The 20,847-nt window shown below is 39.4% G+C and carries 15 protein-coding genes and 1 other RNA gene; 11 read left to right on the top strand and 5 right to left on the bottom strand.

Annotated elements, in window-relative coordinates; genetic code table 11:
• The first annotated feature begins 74 nt into the window (after positions 1–74).
• Positions 75–470: a transfer-messenger RNA gene (gene ssrA, locus NXS00_RS10195) on the top strand.
• Positions 471–697: 227 nt separating this feature from the next.
• Positions 698–1,090 (top strand): LAGLIDADG family homing endonuclease, encoded by a 393-nt coding sequence (locus NXS00_RS10190; RefSeq protein ID WP_258099084.1) that lies wholly within the window; start codon positions 698–700, stop codon positions 1,088–1,090.
• An 83-nt stretch (positions 1,091–1,173) separates the two neighbouring features.
• Here NXS00_RS10190 and NXS00_RS10185 read toward each other — a convergent pair whose 3' ends face one another.
• The 4 genes from NXS00_RS10185 to NXS00_RS10170 form a co-directional block, all read right to left on the bottom strand.
• Positions 1,174–3,027, bottom strand: a complete 1,854-nt coding sequence (locus NXS00_RS10185; RefSeq protein WP_258099083.1) for a RagB/SusD family nutrient uptake outer membrane protein — start codon at positions 3,025–3,027, stop codon at positions 1,174–1,176.
• Positions 3,028–3,056: 29 nt separating this feature from the next.
• Positions 3,057–6,437 (bottom strand): SusC/RagA family TonB-linked outer membrane protein, encoded by a 3,381-nt coding sequence (locus NXS00_RS10180; RefSeq protein WP_258099082.1) that lies wholly within the window; start codon positions 6,435–6,437, stop codon positions 3,057–3,059.
• A gap of 162 nt (positions 6,438–6,599) precedes the next feature.
• A complete protein-coding gene (locus tag NXS00_RS10175; protein WP_258099081.1) occupies positions 6,600–7,577 on the bottom strand; it encodes a FecR family protein in 978 nt (325 codons plus the stop codon).
• 136 nt (positions 7,578–7,713) lie between these two features.
• Positions 7,714–8,358: an RNA polymerase sigma-70 factor gene (locus tag NXS00_RS10170; RefSeq protein ID WP_258099080.1), complete on the bottom strand. Its 645-nt coding sequence runs from the start codon at positions 8,356–8,358 to the stop codon at positions 7,714–7,716.
• A 109-nt stretch (positions 8,359–8,467) separates the two neighbouring features.
• Between NXS00_RS10170 and NXS00_RS10165 the strand changes: the two genes are divergently transcribed.
• On the top strand, positions 8,468–8,617 hold the full coding sequence (locus tag NXS00_RS10165; RefSeq protein ID WP_258099079.1) for a hypothetical protein: 150 nt from the start codon (positions 8,468–8,470) through the stop codon (positions 8,615–8,617).
• Between the two features lie 27 nt (positions 8,618–8,644).
• A complete protein-coding gene (locus NXS00_RS10160) occupies positions 8,645–9,241 on the top strand; it encodes a hypothetical protein (RefSeq protein ID WP_258099078.1) in 597 nt (198 codons plus the stop codon).
• A gap of 185 nt (positions 9,242–9,426) precedes the next feature.
• Here NXS00_RS10160 and NXS00_RS10155 read toward each other — a convergent pair whose 3' ends face one another.
• The gene (locus NXS00_RS10155; protein WP_258099077.1) at positions 9,427–10,953 is read right to left on the bottom strand and encodes a family 43 glycosylhydrolase; all 1,527 of its coding nucleotides are present in this window, start codon (positions 10,951–10,953) and stop codon (positions 9,427–9,429) included.
• Between the two features lie 160 nt (positions 10,954–11,113).
• Here NXS00_RS10155 and NXS00_RS10150 point away from each other — a divergent pair, with 160 nt between their 5' ends.
• The 7 genes from NXS00_RS10150 to NXS00_RS10120 all read left to right on the top strand — a co-directional run bounded on the left by NXS00_RS10150 (position 11,114) and on the right by NXS00_RS10120 (position 20,669).
• A complete protein-coding gene (locus tag NXS00_RS10150) occupies positions 11,114–11,626 on the top strand; it encodes an RNA polymerase sigma factor (RefSeq protein ID WP_258099076.1) in 513 nt (170 codons plus the stop codon).
• Between the two features lie 42 nt (positions 11,627–11,668).
• The gene (locus tag NXS00_RS10145; protein WP_258099075.1) at positions 11,669–12,577 is read left to right on the top strand and encodes a FecR family protein; all 909 of its coding nucleotides are present in this window, start codon (positions 11,669–11,671) and stop codon (positions 12,575–12,577) included.
• A gap of 61 nt (positions 12,578–12,638) precedes the next feature.
• Entirely contained in the window at positions 12,639–15,212 is a 2,574-nt protein-coding gene (locus NXS00_RS10140) for a TonB-dependent receptor (RefSeq protein ID WP_258099074.1), read from the top strand.
• Between the two features lie 71 nt (positions 15,213–15,283).
• The gene (locus NXS00_RS10135) at positions 15,284–17,089 is read left to right on the top strand and encodes a T9SS type A sorting domain-containing protein (protein WP_258099073.1); all 1,806 of its coding nucleotides are present in this window, start codon (positions 15,284–15,286) and stop codon (positions 17,087–17,089) included.
• A 10-nt stretch (positions 17,090–17,099) separates the two neighbouring features.
• A complete protein-coding gene (locus NXS00_RS10130) occupies positions 17,100–18,341 on the top strand; it encodes a hypothetical protein (RefSeq protein WP_258099072.1) in 1,242 nt (413 codons plus the stop codon).
• Between the two features lie 167 nt (positions 18,342–18,508).
• Positions 18,509–19,303, top strand: a complete 795-nt coding sequence (locus NXS00_RS10125) for an ion transporter (protein ID WP_258099071.1) — start codon at positions 18,509–18,511, stop codon at positions 19,301–19,303.
• 58 nt (positions 19,304–19,361) lie between these two features.
• A complete protein-coding gene (locus tag NXS00_RS10120) occupies positions 19,362–20,669 on the top strand; it encodes a DEAD/DEAH box helicase (RefSeq protein WP_258099070.1) in 1,308 nt (435 codons plus the stop codon).
• Positions 20,670–20,847 lie beyond the last annotated feature (178 nt).

Here is a 20,847-nt window from a genome sequence, read left to right as displayed (position 1 = left end):
AATTATTTGTAGAGTAACCAATGTTACTATATTTGCAACCCGTTTCTGCAGAAGGCAGGGACGAACACTTAAATGGGGTCGACCGGAATCGACAGGAAGTGTAAATGATGTACTTGCATGTCAGGTGGCGAGTGTACACCTGTGATCAATTCACTCGAACTATAATTGGCGAATCTAATTACGCCATGGCAGCCTAATTACGACTTAGATGTTGTAATTAATTAGGGTTGAGGCCAAAGCCTCCCCCTGCCACATCCCTCCAGGATTCTGTCCTGTAATCAGGATCAAGGGGTGTCGACCTTCAGGACTAGTGCAGACGATGCTATTAAGACTGTGCGAAACTCAAATAGCTGGCAGGCCGGGTAGGGTGTTGTTCTCCGGCTCACCTGCGAGATCAAATGAGCAACTAAGCATGTAGAAGGTCCATGATTTCCTTTGCTGGACGAGGGTTTGACAATTCGGACCCACTTATCAGGGATGATAAGTTTAAAATTGGGTGAATTGCAAGAAGCCTAAGTATGAAACGTCATATATGGTAATTTGCAGCCAAGCTTCAGGGAAGACTGAAGAAGGTTCAGAGACTAGGGACACTACGGTGAGCCCATAGCGCCCAACACCTCGAACAGGTGATGACATAGTCCAATCCCAGGAGAAATTCTGGATAAATGAATTTGATGATAATTTGTATTTTCAATCTATGAATTGGAATTACATATCTGGTTTTTTTGATGCCGATGGTTCTATTCAATTGAATAAAATTCATCCAAACCAATTACCAAGTCCTGTTATAACCTTTCATAACAATGAGAGAATTATTTTGGAAAAGATCAACAAGTTCATTTATAAACAGCTTGAGATTAAAGGAACTATTGTTACCAAAAAGAAGAAAGGATATTCTGATCAATCTGAGCTCCGATATTCCTACTTTTCAAAATTTTCAGTTCTTGCGGATCGATTAAATATTTATCATCCGAAAAAATTGAAGAGAATTAATTTCATCAGAGAATATAAATCTCACAGTAAGAGAAACGGAAAATATTCTTTGACTGAAAGGCAAGCAATAGAGTCTTTACTTAAGCAATGGGAATAGCGAATCCCTCCGACTCCACAAAATAAAAGCCTCGCATTGAGCGAGGCTTTTTTATGTTACTTCCTTATATCTATTACAAATACTTACCAATATGGATTTTGAACCAGATTAGGGTTCTTATCTCTTTCTGATTGAGGTACAGGAAACCAGTAATTTTTCTTAGTGAAAACACGTTGCTGATACATAGTCCTAATAAAGTATGCATCCGGATTATTTTCATCATCACTAATCTGCGTGCCATTGAAATTCATTCCCATAAATGGTGCGTTCAGAACTTCTTCCCCCATCTTCCATCTACGAATATCATCATAACGAATCCCTTCACAGTTGAGCTCAACACGACGTTCTCTTCTGATTGCTTCTCTCATTTCATCCTGCCCTAAGCCACTAGGCAAACCAGGAATTCCCGCTCGTTCGCGAATTAGATTGACGTAAGTTAAAATATCAGGATTTCCAGGACTACTTTCATTGAGTGCTTCGGCATAGTTTAGATATGCCTCTCCAAGTCTGTAAAGAATTCCAGGGCGATAAGGATTGATTCCATTTCTTGGATCATGATCAGGATGTACCTTTTTTCTTACCAAATACCCATTTTGAGGAGCATCATGAGTAGGTCCTCCATCCCATTCCTCACTTAAAAACCGAGTAGTTCGATCTTCTCTTCTAAACCAGGCCCTATTATACAAAACAGAAATATAAAAACGGGGCTCGCGATTGCAGTACATGTTATAAGTTCCCTCAAGGGTCACTTTACCCTCATTACCTTCTTGATTTCCTTGTACTTCTATCCATTTAGTATTTCTAAATTCTGGTTCTGTAGAAAAGCCATCTTCTGTATAACCAGAGTTAGGATCATCTATTGGCAAACCATTTTTCATGAAAAATGCATCCACCAATGACTGAGTAACACTCATACCACCATTACCTCCAGTTCCTCTTGGTTGCGCATGTTTATCATATTCCCAGGTATCACAATTTGGTCTGGAAAAAAGTATTTCCCTATTACCATCTGAAGATCTTTTGAACATCATGTTTTGATATGACAAAAATGGGTCTATTGTACCATCATCATTGTACTCATAATACAACTCATGACCCGCAGCGTCTGCAGCATCTATCAGCTCTTTGGAAGCTAACGCTGCCCTATTCCATTTTCCAGGATCATAAGTTGAATTGAATAATTCCTCGCCTTTGTCGTTAACATGTCCTGCGTAATCAGGATTTCCATTAGTCAAAGGACTTGCAGCAAACAATAGCATCCTGGCACGAACGGCTAAACACATAATGGAAGTAGCTCTACCAAACTTCTGGTTTTCTGAATAACTATCGGGCAATAAGGTAGACAACTGCACAAGTTCAGAGTCAATCCAATCTACAATCTGGTCAAATGGTGTCTGGCCAATAAACAGTTCTTCTTCAGAAGCGTCGCTAGCTGTAAGACCAAGTGTAAAGGGTACTGGACCATATGCTTCCAACATCAGCCAGTAATAATAAGCAATCAGAAACCTGGCTTCATTTTTCATATTTTCCACCTCTACTTCCGTCACCTTTTGTGAAGGATTTGGTCTTACATTCTCCATGAATATATAAGCAGCTCGTATGCGCTTAGGCAACTCTGACCAGTAATTTGGATCCCAACCTGTGGCAGTATTCCAATTGCCAGTCTGTTTACCTATCACTCCCCAACCCCATTGCTCCCATCTAGCCGATGGTGCCATATCATCTGATAGTGCGTCATAGCCAATGGATCTGGCGAAACCCCAATATGGATCTGGAATATTGGAATAGATTCCTGCCAGCCAATCTTCGGTTCTGGTTTTATCATTGAACACCATTTCTAGTGTTAATTGATCATCAGGCATTTTGTCCAAATAATCAGAACACGCACTTACAGAGGTCAATACTGAGATTATTAAAATATATCTTAAGATCTTCATGATTGAGTTATATTTTCTTTCCTGATTGATTAAAAATTGAAGTTTAGACCTGCAGAGAAAGATCTCATAATAGGGTATCTAAAACCATTACCTGTATCTAATTCCGGATCCCAAAGATCAAATCCTGAGAATGTCAACAAATTGTCCCCCCTAACAAAAACACGGGCATCTTTCATGTGAATTTTGTTAATGATAGCGACAGGGAAATTATATCCTATCTCTATGTTTTTCATTCTTAACATGCTCATGTCTTTAAGCCACCAGGTAGAAGCCTGGTTATTGTTAGCGTGTTGATAGTTAGAAAGTCTTGGCCAGAAGACATCCTGACTTGGGTTCTCAACTGTCCATCGATCATCGGCATTAGAAAAGTAATTACCCAATGCACCATTATTAGACCCTGGAATGAACGACGAACCACCAATCATTCTATAGGTTAAGGCATTACCCTGGAAGAAAACACCAAAATCTAAACTCTTGTACCTCATATTTAATCCAAACCCATAGATAATTTGAGGATCTACAGTTCCGCCAATTGCAGTTCTATCCAGATCATTGATAACTCCATCTTCATTAACATCCTGATATTTGATATCTCCAGGTCTCACAGGTCCGAAGGTGTGGCCAGGTACAGATTCTAGCAATTCACCTGTTTCCACATTAGCAAAATCGGACTCTGTAAATAGTCCTTCAGCAATCAATCCGAAGATTTGATTTACAGGTTTACCTGTAGAGGATCTATTGGTGCCAATGATGGTACTTGGTTCATCTTGCTCTAGAATTTCATTAACTGCATAAGTAAATGTTCCCCACATGGAGACATTGAAGTCACGCGAGATATTGTTGTTTACATTCAATGAAAGATCAATACCTCTGTTGTCAACTTTACCATAATTGGCCCAAGGCGTATTCACAAAGCCACTAGAACCTGGCACAGACCTGCGCTGCATGAATATATCATCCCTGACTTCCTTAAACACATCTGCCTGAAGTTTAACACTGTTGAAAACACCCAATTCCAGACCAATATTGGCTTTAGTAACCGTTTCCCAGGTTAAATTAGATACTCCGTAATCTCCTTCCGTACGCCCCGCTCTGGAGTAATCATTGTTTACTCCCCAGGTATAACCGTTAGTATCTCCAATAGTAGTTATGTAAGCAAACCGTCTTCCGTCTATTTGATCATTACCAACCAGGCCATAGGAAGCTCTGAACTTAATTTTATCAAACACATTCTTGTATGACGCCATGAAAGGCTCTTCACTCAACAGCCAACCCACGGCTATTGAAGGAAACAATCCATAGCGCTGCCCTTCAGCAAAATTCTCTGAGCCATTATATCCAAAATTCACCTCGGCAACATATCTATGATCATATGCATAAGAGAATCTTCCGGCTATCCCCTGGTTTCTAAATGGCAAGCGATCACCATTATCATAGTTTCGCTGATTGTACAGAAACATCAAGTCGACATAATTCTTACCAAAGTTTCTCGTATAAGTCAAATCCCATTGCGAGTAGATATTTTTATCACCCCATTCAGATGTTGCTTCATATCCAAGAAAATCTTGCCCATATTGATAAATAATTAAATCCAAACTTCCATCTTCATTTCTGCCTACTGCTGGATTGTAATAATCCGGGCTTTTACTTCTCAAAACACCGTTGCTCGAGTATCTATCAAATGCGAAAAGTGCCTTCGTTTTCAATCCTGGAAGAATATTATCTAGGTCCTGGTTGATCGAAAACAATGATTCCAATTTGCTCCCACTGCGTCTTTCATAACCAGTTTGAGTGGCAAGAGCCCATGGATTATCTCGTTGAGGAACTACTGGTATTTCACCTGAAGAATAAATGGTTGGATGCACAAAAGGAGGTGTCTCGAACGCTCTTCCAAATAAATTATCTATAGACTGAGGCGGCCTATTTTCATCCATCAAATAACCACCAATATTGACTCTCAACAAAGTTGACTTGGTCAAATTAATGTCAACATTGGATCTCATATTGTATCTGCGAAGTTTCATAGATGAATCCCACGACTGTGCGTCATCTCGTGCGATGATTCCATTTTCTCCATAAAAGGAACTCACCAAAGAATATCTTAAGATTTCGTTCCCTCCAGAAACTGTTAGGTTTAATCGACTATTGGAAGCATGATCATTCGTAATCGCATCCAACCAGTTGACATCCGAATACAAATCCGGATCTACATTATCTCTAATATTCTGTATCCGCTCATCTGTGTAAGGTTGAGGCTGACCAGACTCCAATGCAATATCATTCAACAGGGTTAAATAATCAGCTGCTCCTAAAAACTCCGGCAACTTCACAGGTTGCGTATATCCTTGTTCATACCGAATATCAACCGAAGGTTTTCCTATCTGTCCACGTTTGGTATTGATCAATATTACACCGTTGGCACCTCTCACACCATATACAGCACTAGCAGCCGCGTCTTTCAATACGGAAAATGAGGCAATCTCTGCAGGATCAATGTTATTTAAAGAACGCTCCACTCCATCAATCAAAACGAGTGGTGATCGAGCTCCGGCAAAAGTGGATATCCCTCTGATCCAAAAGTTAGAGTTATCATACCCTGGTTCACCTGAGCGCTGCACGGCAATGATTCCTGATATTTGCCCCCCTAGATTATTACTAAGAGATCGCTTAGTGCTGTTTTGTAGCCTATTTGGCTCAATAGTAGATACAGAACCTACGATTGAATACTCCTTCTGTGTACCAAATGCTACAACTACGACTTCATCTAAATTGGTGAGGTCTTCTATCAATGTTACCCTTAAGCTTGATTGACCCGATAAGGTAATCTCCTGTGGTAAATAACCTAGAAACCCTACCACTATAGTAGTTCCTTCTGATACAGAAAGTTTAAACGAACCATCAGCATCAGTAATAGTTCCATTTGAAGTTCCTTTTTCGACAATAGTTGCTCCAGGAAGAGGCTCACCTTTTTCATCGGTTACAATACCTGAGATCTCTATATCCTCCTGGATTATTTCTTCAATTCCATTATTTCCTTCATCTTCCTTCTTGGAAATGTAGATATTGTTATTAATCCGCTTGAATGACAGATCTGTCTGCTCGGAAATATCCATTAACAGATCTCCAAGAGTCGTTTGTTCAGTTATTGAATTTAGTCTGTATGCAGAACTCTTCACCTCATTGTCTCTGAACGAAAAGTAGAATTCTGTATTTTTCTCTATGGACTCCAGCACCTTATTGAGTTTGGTAGGAGCTTTTAGGTTCAGGTTCACCCGAATCTCATTGACGCTTTTATTTTGCGCCTTTCCGTCCATAGCAAATGCCAATGTGTATACAGAAAGCTGTATAACTATTGCGTATATGCACATTTTGGACATAGTAATAACTATTTTATGTAATTTTGATTCCATAAAAATTAGGTTTTGGTAAATGATTTATCGAAACTGTGGCCCACATTTCCTGTACCGTTTCGCAGACAAAACAGGACTTGTGGGTTCTTTTTTGGTTAAGTAGCTAGGGTTCTCTGGATATCATAAGGGTTTTAGTTTGGTTATAGATTATGGTTATTATGCTTATTTTTTATCAAGTGTCACATGACCTTTTTCGATCTTGAAGTCAAAATGGTAGATATGTGCTAATCCCTGCAATACTTGATTAAGTGACTCATTTCTAAACTCTCCTGAAAAAGTACCAAGAGGAGTAAAGTCTCCATTGATTTCAAAATTGACGCCATACCAACGCTCGAGATCTTTAATCACCTTATCAAATGTTGTATGGTTGAAATAAAGAATTTTTTCTGTCCATCCGAAAGCCTCTAGCTGATCGACTTTCTTTTTAGTCATCTCTGATGTTTGATGGTTTTGAACACCCATTTGCATAGGCAATAGAATTAATTCATCGTCCTGAGACTTGAAGGACACCTTACCAGTAGCCACAGAGACTGCAGAGGTTTGCTCCTCCTGATATGCTCTTATATTAAACGAAGTACCCAATACCTTTACTTCGCTATCATTAAACTCAACAAAAAACGGTTTCTCAGGATCATGAGTAACGTCAAAAAAAGCTTCACCTTCTAGTTGAACAATTCTATGTTCATTGGTAAATGACTCTGGATAGTAAAGCTTTGATCCAGCGTTTAGAGTAACAGTAGTTCCATCTGGTAATCTGGTTTTTATTTTGCTCCCCATAGGAGCTTCTTTGATGATTATCGATATTAAAACCTGTTGAGGTTCTGCTTTCTGATGATATAACCGATAAGCAAGAACTGTCAAGGCTGAAAGAATTAGAAAAACTGCAGCCACTTTTAAGAAAGGCCATAATGTACGGGAAGACTTTGGGTACACCTGCTTATTTGCTTGATTGGCAAGTTTTAACTCTTTCCACACTAATTGCTCTAACTCATCTGCCTCATGACTGATGTTAGATGTGAAAGATTTAAGGTTATTAAGTGTTGTTTTGTTAAGGTCGCTCTTATCTAACCAGTGACGTAGCTCCACCCATTCTTCTTGAGATAGCTCATTATTTAGATACTTGTATAGTAGGTCTTCCATATAATAGGTGGCGCTTTAACTGCGCTACATATTAAGGAGTCTGAAACAAAGCAAAAGGCGCTCAAAGTTTTAAATAATTGCATTCAAATCAACAAATACCTTATTTCACCAACTACTTCCTCAATGAATTGGGCAATTAACCAAACAAATCATAATTGATAACACCAGTTAACAGGAGATACTGGCTAATCATTCGGATATCAGGCAAATTAGAATCATCATGATCATGATAATATTTTAAAATTGCCGCTTTAAGCTTGGTTTGTGCCTTCCTTTTCTGACTTTTCACGGTCACTGGAGATATCCCTAATTCCTTTGCAATCTCTGAGTTTTTAAGACCTCTCTCAATGGATAGTTCAAAAATCAATCGACATTGATCTGGCAATTCAGCTGTTACTTTCTTCAATAATACAAGAAGTTCCTTTTCTAATAATAGCTCTTCAGGATTGATGTAATCAATTGACTCCAATTTGATCTCAAGAGACTCCTTAGATAATGGCATAGCTTGATTCTTCTTTAAGGCCTGAACGGCTTGATTGCGAGTAGAAACAAATAAGTAAACCTCAAGATCATCCACTTGACCAAGGTTTTCTTTATTCTTCCATAAACCCAAAAACAAATCGGAAACAACATCTTTTGCCAGACTCTGAGAATCGACGATGGCTCTGGCATATGCATATAATCTTTTAAAATATTCCTTATAAATCACCTCAAAGTAGATTTCCCATTCTTGTTCAGACTGGGGAACCGCAATTGATAATTTGTGAATTTTACGAGACATTTTAAACCAAAAGACTAAGAAAACACTTCAGAATAACGCACAAATTAAGAAAAATGAAATGAATTAGTCATAAAAAGTCTACAAGTTCTCCTATCGATAATTGCTTAGCTTGAAAAATCAAATAATCTACACACAACTGTTTTTACTAGTACTCATCCAGCATTCTAATGACAAATTGAAATTAGATCTGACTGATGAATTGATGAGTTATGAAGGAAGTAAAATCACCAAGCCATTTTTTCCTCAACTTGCATCTTGATTTGACGAAGAAACTGTATTTTTCATCATGATCAAGCTTTCATTAGTTCTACTGATTTTCTCCAGTTCAATATCAATCCCTCTAACTGCCCAATCTGACTATGTGATATTGACCAATGGAGACAGTCTTTTTGGATCGATTGATCGATATGAACAACTGCTTACCAAAGACAAACACTTTTCTAAAATTCGCCTGACTAATCAAAAACGGAAGCGTAAAAAATATGCGCATAGTGAAATTCAGGAAATAGGTATTGGTCATCACATTTATCGAAAATTCCGGTTACAAGCGGTACCTGAATTAAATATTTTAACCAACCATTACCAAATTGTTGATTTTGGAGGAAATGAGAAATTTTTAGAAGTAGTAACCGAAGGCCCTGTATCCATGTATTATTACTACTGGGTAGATGGAATGGATGATCAACCGTCGCGTTTTCCATTACTCAAAAAAGCTAATGAAGATGTAATGGCCCGAGCAACGCAGGGAATTTTCGGCTTAAAAAAGAAAGTTTTATCGTCCTTCTTCTCTGATTGCCCTGATCTTAAGCGCAATCTCTCCAATGGAGATTTCAAAATACCTCAGGAAATTGTCACTTTCTACAATACTCAGTGCGAAAAGTAAAACAAACATTACCCTATCATAGTCAAGGAAGGTTTTAAGTTACCTATCAGTCATTTTTATTGAGGAACGAAATCATCTTCATTTACCTTTAAATGTTGAGTCTCTACAGACATTGGCCTCATAGGATGAAAGACCAAAAGCATACCAATCCTTTTATTTCAAATACTTTTTTAAGCGCACCTGTATCAGTGATAAGAAATGCTGAACTCATCAAAAGCACCTTCTCCATTGTGAGCGGCTCCTTTGACAAATAACCCTGCTTTCGTTCCCCAGGACCACCAGGCAAGATTATCTCCAGAGACAGCAGTTTTTATAGTTTTCCATTCGTCATTATCAAGTTTATATGAAAACATAATCTCCTGTGCATCAACAACATCCGCTTTCAAATCTATTTTGTTAACAGACTTGACAGCAATCTTCTCAAGCTCATAAAACTCTCCATCTTTCACTTTCCAAACAACCAAACTATCGCCAGCAACTCCAAATCCAAGATTGTTCGATTTGGTCACATAAAGAATCAATCCTTTTAAAGAATTATTCTGCTGACTGATGGTCGTCTGCATGGTAAAATCAGCAACCTGAGGATCTATCACTAAACTTGCCCCTGAAGGATTGTTTCCTTCACCGGTTTCAGATAATCGTAATTTTCCTGAATCCAAACTAGCCGTGAAGTGATTGTTAGGAATATCATATCTCCACCTATAATTTATCGATTCACCATCAAACACATCCTTAAAATCAGTGGTTACTAACTTGACTTCAGTCGAATCATTGGGAATATCAACATATGGCCATTCAGAACTGGAGTCCCAGTTGATCTGACTGATCAAATTGGTACGTCCCATGTTTGGAAAACCTTCTGAACTGTAAGCATGATACACGTATTGCCAATTTTCATTTACCTCAACAGCAGTACCATGTCCTGGACATTTCCATTGAGCATTACCTTTCAACAATGGATTGGAAACGTACTTTTCCCATGGACCTAATATACTCTTAGACCTGGCCACTCCTACCATGTAATCACATCCACTACCACAACAAGCATTTCCAGAATAGAGCATATATAGATAATCTCCCTTTTTCACAATGCACTGACCTTCTATTCCGCCTCGCTCCCATCCATCTGCATCAGCTTCTAACACGGTAAATACTGCTCCTTTCAACGACAACCCATTTTCACTCAACTCAGAACCTAATATAGTAATTGGCTTATCTGGGTTTAAGCCATAAGCTTTCCAGGTGATATATAATTTGTCCTGATCTTCATAGACAAACGCATCAATGGCTTCACTTCCCCATTCAATGATTTGCCCTTTGTCTTCAAAGCCCTTGGTAATATCATCAGTTACGGCCACACCAATCCCTGATACACCATCGGTACGTCTGGCGGTATAATAACAATAGAATTTACCATCTCGATAATAGAGCTCAGGTGCCCAAAAACTATTGATTGTCCATGAAGGTTGCTCTGCAAAAACGTAAGTCACAATGCTCCAATTCTTCAAATCTGTCGATTGATAGATCGGGTAGACTGGTCCCCAATCATTGGAAGATCCAGTGAGATAATAAGTTCCATCAACTTCTATAATCGATGGATCCGGGAGTTCTCCTGGAATGAGATTACGTTGTTCAGAGACCGGTTTTAGTTGTGGTCCGCAGCCAATCAACATTGAAAGAACAGCAAAAACGTATAGTAATCTCATCATCATTTCCATGTTTTGGGATAGTAGTAATTGGGCTAATTAATTTAAAATTTTAATTAACGTAATTTTTACGATTAATTTAAACAACCCTGTTGACTTTATCACAAATCATTTTACCATCAAAAAACAAAGATCTAATCAATGACATTTATATATTCACAACTTAATGCCAAAAGAGTCTAATAACGTATGTGAAGAATCTTTATTCGAGCAGCTATTCATGAAGCTGGCTCCTGAGCTGAGAAGTTTTCTGTATTACAAGTTCAGAGACCTGGAGCATGCTGAAGATATCATACAAGAAGCTTTTGTGATTCTTTGGAAAAACTGCCTGAAGGTGCTGCCCTCAATGGCTAAATCCTACCTATATAAGGTCTCTCAAAATCAATTCCTGAAACTACTGGACAAGGATAAAGTAAGACAGAAGCATCTGGAGTTACAAACGGACTTCAACAACATAGAGGATCCCGATTTTGAGCTGCGACATCAGGAACTAAGTCAGCAATTGAGCAAGGCGATAGACCAATTGCCGGATGGTCAGCGAGAAGTATTCCTTCTCAACCGTGTTGATGGACGGACTTACAAAGAAATCGCAGAGCAGCTGGAGATCAGCGTAAAGGCTGTGGAGAAGCGTATGAGTCAGGCATTGATTAAATTAAGAGTAATCTGTAAAAACATTTAAAAGAAGTAGGGTATTTCCTTACTAACCGTATGTATTGTTGAAATGAGCATCTGGGAAGAAGACGATACTTTTTTAGGCCGATGGGCCAACAATGAACTCACCAACGAAGAGAGAGCTGAATTTGAAGCATCTCCAGAAGGTAGGGAGTTCTTGGATTTATTGATCGCATCCAAAGGGCTAAAACTTCCTCCCTATGATGCTAAAGCTCATTTCGAAAAAGTAAAATACTCTCTTAATCAATCGAAACAAGGTAAAGCAAGAAGTCTACAGCCTGTATGGACGGTGGCAGTAGCTGCCGTCGTGGCTTTAATCATTACTTTCTACTTCTTACTGTCAGGCACTTCTGTTTCTACGGGCATCGGTGAGCAAAAAATTGTTTGGCTACCTGACAGCTCAAAAGTAACTCTTCACTCAACTTCTTACCTGGCATATGATGAAAGTGATTGGCAGAATCATCGCGAATTGGAACTAGATGGAGAAGCTTTCTTTGAAGTAAAAAAGGGTAGTCGATTTGAAGTAAACGCAGAGAATGGAGTAATTGCCGTTTTGGGAACCAGTTTCAATGTAAAATCAAGATCTTCTCGACTTGATGTTACCTGTTACACTGGATTGGTTAATGTAAAAACCAATACCGTGGATCAAAACATCAGAGCAAGTGAATTCTTGTCTATTGAAGAAGATGCTGTTATCGACAAAGGCACTCATACGCTATCAGTACCTAGCTGGCAAAATGGAATTTCAACCTTGAAAGACGTCACCTTGAAGGAAGCCTTAGATGAACTTCAATGTGTTTACAAAATTAAGGTGGTGGCAAAGGAAGTACCTGATTTGAAATACACTGGGTCGTTCCCTCATGATGATGTAGAAGTAGCTATCAAATTAGTATTAGAACCATTAGATATCGAGTATAGCTATGATTCGAACCTACAGGTGCTAACATTGGACGATTAAAACTTGAACCAAACGCACTAATTCTTAATTTTGATCACTGATCGAATACGAATTGTTGTCAGTGCATAAACTTGTTTGTTTTAATCTACTCATTGTTCTTTGCTGGACTTCCTTTGCTCAGTCAAATCCGATCAGCATTACTTCTGACAGCATTGGATTAAAAGAAGTCATTACACTAATTGAACAACAAACAGGGACACATTTCTCTTACAATTCACAAGATTTACCAACCAGGAGCCTTCAGCTAGCTATTCATGAGTCTTCCATGGATGTTGTGCTAAAAGAAATTCTTCAACCTTTCTTTCTATCAGCTGAACAAGTCAAAGACAATTTCTACCTCATCAAAAAAATCAATCAGTTTTACATCCAAACCTATGATGCTAATAATACCCCATTACCATTTTCAACGATAGAAATTCAGAATACCAGCACAGGAACTATTACCAATCAAGATGGTTTGACACGATTGACCTTATCAGATCCATATCGATCCAGTTTAATAGTGTCTTTTGTTGGTTATCAATCACAGGTGGTTGATTTATCCACGGTGGGATATCAAGACACCATCAAAGTTTTCCTAAAACTGTCAGTAAGAGAACTTTCCGAGATAGTGATCGAATATCTAAATAAGGGAATAGCTACTAACGCAGATGCCAGCAAGATTTCCATTAATCCACAAGAATTGCAGGTTCTTCCAGGATTAGCGGAACAAGATGTATTGCTTTCTGCACAATTATTACCCGGTATCCAATCCAACGATGAGTCAGCATCGGGAATTCATGTTCGCGGAGCTTCCCGAGACCAAACATTCTATTATTGGAACAACATTCCCATTTATAACCCCGCTCACTATTTCGGCAACATTTCCACCTTCATTCCTGCCTCAGTCAGTTCTTTGGATATCTACAAAAGCTATGTACCTGTTCAATATGGAGGAGCTGCTTCTGGACTGTTTCTGGCTAAATCCAGAAAGCCGGACAATCAATTGATGGCCGAAGCCAATTTCAATATGACGCATGCAGATGTCTTTGTGGGGAGTCAATTGCCAAAGTCTCTAGGACAAGTAATGATTGCTGCCCGCAGGTCCTACAACGACTTGTTGGTCACTCCTACCTTTGACGCCATGACCAGTAAAATCTTTGATGGAAGTACCACAGCGCTCTATCAAACCCAGCTGAATGACGGATTTGATTACAATAGCCACATCAGCTTCGCTGATTACAATGCCGCCTGGGATGTCGACTTCACTCCGAAGGATCACTTCCAACTGAGCTATTTATTCTCCAATGGCCGACTCGATTTTAACAGTAAAGACGAAGAAGAAATCGGAGAAACAAATCAACTAAATAATACCAGGAACAAGGGTTTTGGTGGTTCATGGAAACATTTATGGACGAGCCACTCCTCCTCAACACTGGAATTTACCAGAACCAATTACGAACAAGAATACACGAACATCATCTCAGAGTCCTTCAATAACTACCAATATTTAGAAACCCGACGAAACGATTTAACCAACAACGAACTCAGACTAACGCAAACTTTTCACATCAACGAAAAACATCATTTTGACATTGGCTTGCAACAAAATTGGTATACAACACGATTGAAGACATATAGTGAAGACATGATAGAAAATGAGACAGAAGTGTATGAAAATGAGCAAGTAGCTAATGCAGCTGTCACATCATTCTTTAGTGAATGGTCTGGAGTATTCGGGGAAAAATGGAAAACATCTTTCGGTCAACGAGTATCAACTTTATCCAATGACCAGAATTTTTATTTTGCACCTCAAGCAAAACTTAGTTACCAACTAACAAATAATCTGTTATTAAAGACCTCAGCAGGAATCTATCATCAATTCCTGACTGGAGCAGATGAGATTGACTTTACCTTATCCAATACCCCAGAACAATTCTGGATGCTTGGAGACACTGAAGAACGGTTTAGTATGATCCAAAACAACCAAATAAATCTGGGTGGTGTTTTCAGTAACCGGATTTGGTTGATCGATATGGAAATGTATTCCAAACGAGTCACTGGACTGGATGCCAGAAAAATCAGTTTATTATTAGACCCCTACTTCGATGGCGAAGAACAAATCTACGGCTTGGACTTATTGGTCAAAAGACAATGGAAAAATTGGAACACCTGGATAAGCTATACTTATCAGTATTCCTCTTCTGAGATTAGGGAAGCAGACCTGAAAGAGATCAATTCTCAATACAATATTCCGCATTGGTTACAGCTGGTTACTACTTATGAGAAAAACAGCTGGGAACTATCATTGGGTTACACTATTCGATCAGGTCGTCCTTACACCAAAGCCCTTGCAACAGAAAAACATCAATCAGATGAAGGCACTACCTATTTGGAACTCGTTTACGATCAGGTCAATTCAAGTCGTCTACCCACTTACAATAGGCTAGACTTTAGCTGCTGGTATCACTTTGTTCACCGCTCCAATAAGTTTCGTACCGATATAGGTTTCTCCTTATTGAACCTAACTAATTATAAAAACACTTTCGATAGAAGGTACATCATCTCAGATGATGAAAACACTCCTGAAATAATAGAAAACGACTATTTACTCTATAGCATTACGCCAAACTTGAGCCTTCGAATAAAAATTTAGATTTTTTCCACTTTCATGGTAGGGTGATTTGGAAGCTACAGTATGTAGTAGCAAATCCAATCATTACAAACATGAAACAGATCTATTGCTACTTACTTAGTTTGATTTTCATCGCTTCAATTTTGAAAGTTGGGGCACAGGGAAACACTACTAATTTACCTCACGACGGGTTAAATGTCTTTTGGGGAGACTTCACCTATTTCACCACAGCCGCACCATTTACCAATGCGATTAAACACAGCAGTGGCTTCCGAGAAGATGGAGAGCGAATGACTCAAGTTGATGAAAACGGTTATCCGACTTCCATCACCAACGAAAATGGAGCAGCCTTGTACATCTTCCTTGAAACCACCGCCTATCCTACAGGAGATTACACCCTCATGTGGGAAGGCGAAGGCGCCATGACAGTGCAAACTTGTGATGGATTCTATGAGTTTGAAGAATCTAGTGAGAAAACTCAGACCATTACAATCTCCAGTAGCTGTGAAGCAGGTATCATCTTAACATTGACCAGAACAAGTAGTACAGACCATGTACGAAATCTTAGACTGTACTTACCTGGTTATGACGAAAATTCAGGCTATTGGACGGATCATTATGTAGACTACTTTGCCAATTTCGAATTGGTACGTTTCGCCTGGGGCGCTGGTATGTATTCTCCAATGTCTGAATGGTCTGAGAGAGTAAATCTGGACAAGCTTACCTGGACCGCAGGAGACGCAGCAGATCCCGGACTTCCATATGAAGCGATGATTGCCCTAGCCAATGAAGCAGATGCAGATCTTTGGGTGAGTGTTCCTCCTCGCGCATCAAACGATTTTGAATTACAAATGGCAGAATTGATCCGTAGCTCTTTGAATTCTAACCACAGCTACTGGATGGAATGGGGCAATGAACAATGGAACTGTGGGGAATGGGGCTACGAAGGCTGTGTCTACTTATACGAAACGATAGAAGGCACAGAGCTTGACCCTCCTACTCAATATGCAAGGGAAGTTGTAACTACGGCAGACAATTTCATCAGTGTATTTGAAAATGAGCGCGATCGTTTGATAGTGGTATTGAGCGGTCAAACAGATAATGCCTGGCAATTAGAAACCGCAGCAACCGAGCTCAATCGATTAAGTAGGATGGATATCATCGATGTGATTGCCATAGGACCCTATTTCTCGAATCATTACGATGGCGATCCATTGACACCTGTTCAAGATCAGGGCATGGATGCAATAATGGATGCTGTCAATCAATGCATGGAAAACCTGTTTGATCCGACAAGTGACGCTGGGACAGAGCTTTATAAGAATCAAGCAGTAGCAATTGCTAACAACAAACCGATAGTAGCCTATGAAGGGGGTCAACACTTTACAGAGTGGGTTGGTGTAGATCCAGATCTAGTATCAGCCATCAACAAAGATGAAGAAATCTATGATGTCTATATGGATTACTTCCAGCAATGGGAAGATTTTGGAGGGAGTACGTTCGTTCATTACACCAGCTACAGCAACTACGAAAGTGGTGAAGCTTTTGGGATGAAAGAGTATTTTGATCAACCAGATTCTGAATGCTATAAGTTTCAGGCAGCTTTGGACTGGGCAAATGGAACAACACCACCTGCTACTATACTCGGTAACTCCATGAGTGAACCCGAAATCACCTTATTCCCAAATCCAACATCTGACTATCTCAACATTAACCTAAGTGAATTAAACGGCTCTACGTCCATCCGACTATACAGCATGAATGGAGCTCTGATGCTATCAGAAAACCTAAAGTACAGAACCAAAATCGTCGATGTATCTAATTACGAACCAGGACTTTACCTCCTAAAAATCAATCAAAACGGGGAACAAGTAACTAAAAAATTTATCATCCAATAATTAACTAGACATGAAAACCTTAGTAAAATCAACAACCTATTTCACCATCATTCTTTCATTAGTATTGAGCAGTTGTGACACCATCACTGAGCCTCAACCTGTAGATCCAAATGATAATCAAAACCCCATTGATACAACTGGAAATACTACCACTCCAACTCTTACTGGAGATTTGAATGCCATGTTTGTAGGTCACAGCGCTTTCAATTTCATTGTTGACGATTATGTAAAACTGATGACGCATGAAGCTATGACAGGCACTACGCTGGAAATAACCGAAATTACCAATCATGGAGGACTGAGCCTGGAAAGTAAATATGACGTGTCTGAGATTGCCGCGTTATTCGATGATGGCGCGAGTAGCAACTATGACTTCCTCGTGTTGACAGAGCAATGGGATTACCAGTGGTACAATACCATAGAATATGGTGCAGACAGCAACGATCCTGTAACAGACTGCCCTCCTGCTGATTATCAAGTGCCAGCTATTTGGTTGAACCCTGATAATGACTGGATTCCTTCACCTTATGCATTACAACGATACACAGATGCTATCACTTGTGGCAACCCGGATGCAATCACTTATTATTACCAAACATGGTCATTGGGATACAATGAAGTAAATGATGGGGCCACCAGGCCATCCGATCAAAACTATGTTCGTCCTACAGTAGAAGAAATAGATCAACTACAAGGAAGTGGACAAGGTTTTCCAGATCTTCCATTAGCAGATCGTATCGAATTTGAAGGGGTGAAATGGGAGAACTTTGTTAAAAATGCTAATCGCCCAAATATCGTTTTCATCCCCGCAGGTTATGCCGTGGCTAGGCTAATTAGAGAAATAGAGGCAGGAACAGTACCTGGATTCGAAGACCTGGCGGAAACCAATGGCATTACAGCGAGCGGTAATATGGCTTGGGCAGATTACATTTTTTACGAAGACCAATACCATGCGAGTACGGTAGGTCACTATTTCTTGTCATTAGTAATATATGCTTCAGTATTCAATCAATCTCCAGAAGGGCTTTCTATAGGATCAAACAGATACCTGGTTTCCTCGGCTTTCTCTGAGAGTCAATACCCTCTTGAGGAAATCACCAACGAGCGCTATCAAGAACTTTTAGTCGAATCTGGAGCCAAAGGTATTTATGACCTCAGAGGCTACAATGACTTGGACTATATGCACGATGACCTAAGAATCCACCTACAGCGATTGGCATGGGAAGTGGTGCAGCAAGACTCTGACTACTAGGTAGTCAGTACTACTAAGGCTAACCTCCAGGTCTCAGATCTGGAGGTTTTTTTTTCGGCTCTTATATGATGAATATTTCGTTTACACTAAAAAAGACTAGCCATTAAAGTATTTTATTTTTAATTTCAGGGAGCCAAATCATCAACCTATTATTTAATCTACCGCCGATGATCTCACGGATTGTCAAACTCTTTACCAATGAGTTAGTGGTTGCTTCTGCAATCATGCTCAACTCCATCCTATTATTTATAATGGGATACGAGCATCTGCACAACAATGAATTTCTGTCGTTGCTGGATCATGCCTTCACCATCTATTTCCTATTCGAAATAGTCATCAAAGTTGGTATGCGTGGATGGAAATACTACTGGAAAAACAACTGGAACAAGTTTGATTTTTTCCTGGTATTAATTTCGCTACCATCCATTTTTGTTTTAGTTATCGATATTCCAGACATCTCTTATCTTCTGGTTTTCAGACTATTAAGAGTTATGAGAATGCTTCGTTTTATGCGTTTCATTCCCAATATGTCTAGAATGTTATCTGGAATCGCTCGTGCATTCAAAGCCTCAGTCTTTGTACTTGTTGCGTTGGTGATCTACAATGTTCTCCTTGCTGTATTGGCTAGTTATTTATTTAGAGAAGAGGCTCCTGAGATGTTTGGAGATCCCGCGATTTCACTTTATTCTATCTTCCAGGTCTTCACCCTAGAAGGGTGGAATGATATTCCAACTACCATTATTGCCAATATCCATGACGCGCCACTAAAGCCAGTTTTTACACGAATCTTTTTCTTCTTTGTAGTGATCACCGGAGGTATCTTCGGAATGTCCATCATGAATGCCATTTTCGTAGATGAAATGGTCATGGACAACAATGAAGGGATCGAAGATGAAATAGAGTCTCTACACAAGAAAATCGATTTGCTGATGGAGGAAATTAGGAAACGAGATCAGAAATAGATTTCAAGCTAGTATTTCCATTCAAATTGCTGACCTTTGCGCTCTTATAAATTCAGCAATGTCTACAATCAAGAGTCAACAAGAAATTCTCCAAAAACTAGGTATCTCCGCATTGAATCCAATGCAGGAAGAAGCTGCTCGTGTGATCAAGCAAAACAATCACACCATATTGCTTTCTCCTACTGGCACTGGTAAAACGTTGGCGTTCTTATTACCTGTGATAAAACTACTAAGTCCAGAGTTTACCGAAGTTCAGGCACTGGTATTGGTACCCACTAGAGAATTGGCACTACAGATAGAACAGGTAGCTAGAGAAATGGGCTCGGGCTACAAAGTGAATGCCATCTATGGAGGTAGAGCTGCCATCAAAGACCGTGAGGATCTACAACATACTCCAGCCATTCTAATTGGTACACCTGGACGAATTGCTGATAAAATCCGTAGAAATCAACTGGATGCAAGCAAAGTATCTTTTCTAGTGCTGGATGAATTTGACAAATCACTTGAAGTTGGCTTTGAAGATGAAATGAAGGAAATCATTCAGGCTGTAGGCAGAGTAAAAAAGACCATTCTTACTTCGGCAACTCAAGGTGTGAATGTGCCTAAGTTTGTGAAGATCCCAAATCCAGCTTACATTGATTACCTGCACGAAAAGAATGATCAGCTAACTATCAAAAGGGTCATTTCTCCTGAGAAAGACAAACTGGACACACTTGTATCCTTATTGAAGCACATAGGCAATAAACCTGGAATCATTTTTTGCAACTACAAAGACACCATCGATTATGTAAGTAATCATTTGGATCAGTATGATATCAGCCATGCTAACTACTATGGAGGCATGGAGCAAATAGATCGAGAGCGAGCATTGGTCAAGTTTAGAAACAAAACGCATCAATTACTTCTCGCAACTGATCTTGCTGCCCGTGGATTAGATATTCCTGAGTTAGCCTTTATTATCCACTACCAACTTCCGCATAGAGAAGAGGAGTTTACGCACAGAAACGGCCGAACAGCTCGTATGCACAGCAGTGGAACAGCTTATGTCATCCAATGGAAAGGAGAAACTGTGCCTGATTATTTAGAAAACCTGAGTACAGAAGAGCCTACAGGCAACCACCAATTTGGTCCATCTGAGTGGACTACTCTGTTCATCTCAGGTGGACGAAAAGACAAAATCTCAAAAGGTGACGTAGCAGGTCTATTCATGAAACAAGGAGGATTAAAAAGTGAAGAGGTTGGGGCGATTGAAATCAAACAAGATTGCTCGTTCGTAGCGATCAAAAAATCTCAAGTAAAATCAGCAATCAAAAAGCTGGACAACTCCAGAGTGAAGAAAAAGAAGGTAAGAATTAACGAGATATAAAAAAACCTGTCCTTTTATAAGAACAGGTTTTTACAGCGGAGATAGATTCGAACAATTATTATTTCTTTGCTATAGTTTGAAGTTCATCAATACATCTGAGAACTCCACATATTTTACGACGAACCCTAATAATTAATAGGTCAACAACCAATTATCCTCAAACAGGCCTGCCAAAGTT

The organism is Marinoscillum pacificum (assembly GCF_024714495.1).
GTDB lineage: Bacteria > Bacteroidota > Bacteroidia > Cytophagales > Cyclobacteriaceae > Marinoscillum > Marinoscillum pacificum.
The sequence above is the reverse complement of the archived record's forward strand: the minus strand, read 5'-3'. Positions and strand labels throughout refer to the sequence as shown.

Excerpts from the sequence above, each read along its gene's own strand:
- NXS00_RS10130 (WP_258099072.1), top strand. The coding sequence starts at position 17,100 with ATGAAAACCTTAGTAAAATCAACAACCTATTTCACCATCATTCTTTCA.
- NXS00_RS10125 (WP_258099071.1), top strand. The coding sequence starts at position 18,509 with ATGATCTCACGGATTGTCAAACTCTTTACCAATGAGTTAGTGGTTGCT.
- NXS00_RS10175 (WP_258099081.1), bottom strand. The coding sequence starts at position 7,577 with ATGGAAGACCTACTATACAAGTATCTAAATAATGAGCTATCTCAAGAA.
- NXS00_RS10155 (WP_258099077.1), bottom strand. The coding sequence starts at position 10,953 with ATGATGATGAGATTACTATACGTTTTTGCTGTTCTTTCAATGTTGATT.
- NXS00_RS10160 (WP_258099078.1), top strand. The coding sequence starts at position 8,645 with ATGATCAAGCTTTCATTAGTTCTACTGATTTTCTCCAGTTCAATATCA.
- NXS00_RS10185 (WP_258099083.1), bottom strand. The coding sequence starts at position 3,027 with ATGAAGATCTTAAGATATATTTTAATAATCTCAGTATTGACCTCTGTA.
- NXS00_RS10150 (WP_258099076.1), top strand. The coding sequence starts at position 11,114 with ATGCCAAAAGAGTCTAATAACGTATGTGAAGAATCTTTATTCGAGCAG.
- NXS00_RS10120 (WP_258099070.1), top strand. The coding sequence starts at position 19,362 with ATGTCTACAATCAAGAGTCAACAAGAAATTCTCCAAAAACTAGGTATC.
- NXS00_RS10180 (WP_258099082.1), bottom strand. The coding sequence starts at position 6,437 with ATGGAATCAAAATTACATAAAATAGTTATTACTATGTCCAAAATGTGC.
- NXS00_RS10135 (WP_258099073.1), top strand. The coding sequence starts at position 15,284 with ATGAAACAGATCTATTGCTACTTACTTAGTTTGATTTTCATCGCTTCA.
- NXS00_RS10190 (WP_258099084.1), top strand. The coding sequence starts at position 698 with ATGAATTGGAATTACATATCTGGTTTTTTTGATGCCGATGGTTCTATT.
- NXS00_RS10170 (WP_258099080.1), bottom strand. The coding sequence starts at position 8,358 with ATGTCTCGTAAAATTCACAAATTATCAATTGCGGTTCCCCAGTCTGAA.
- NXS00_RS10145 (WP_258099075.1), top strand. The coding sequence starts at position 11,669 with ATGAGCATCTGGGAAGAAGACGATACTTTTTTAGGCCGATGGGCCAAC.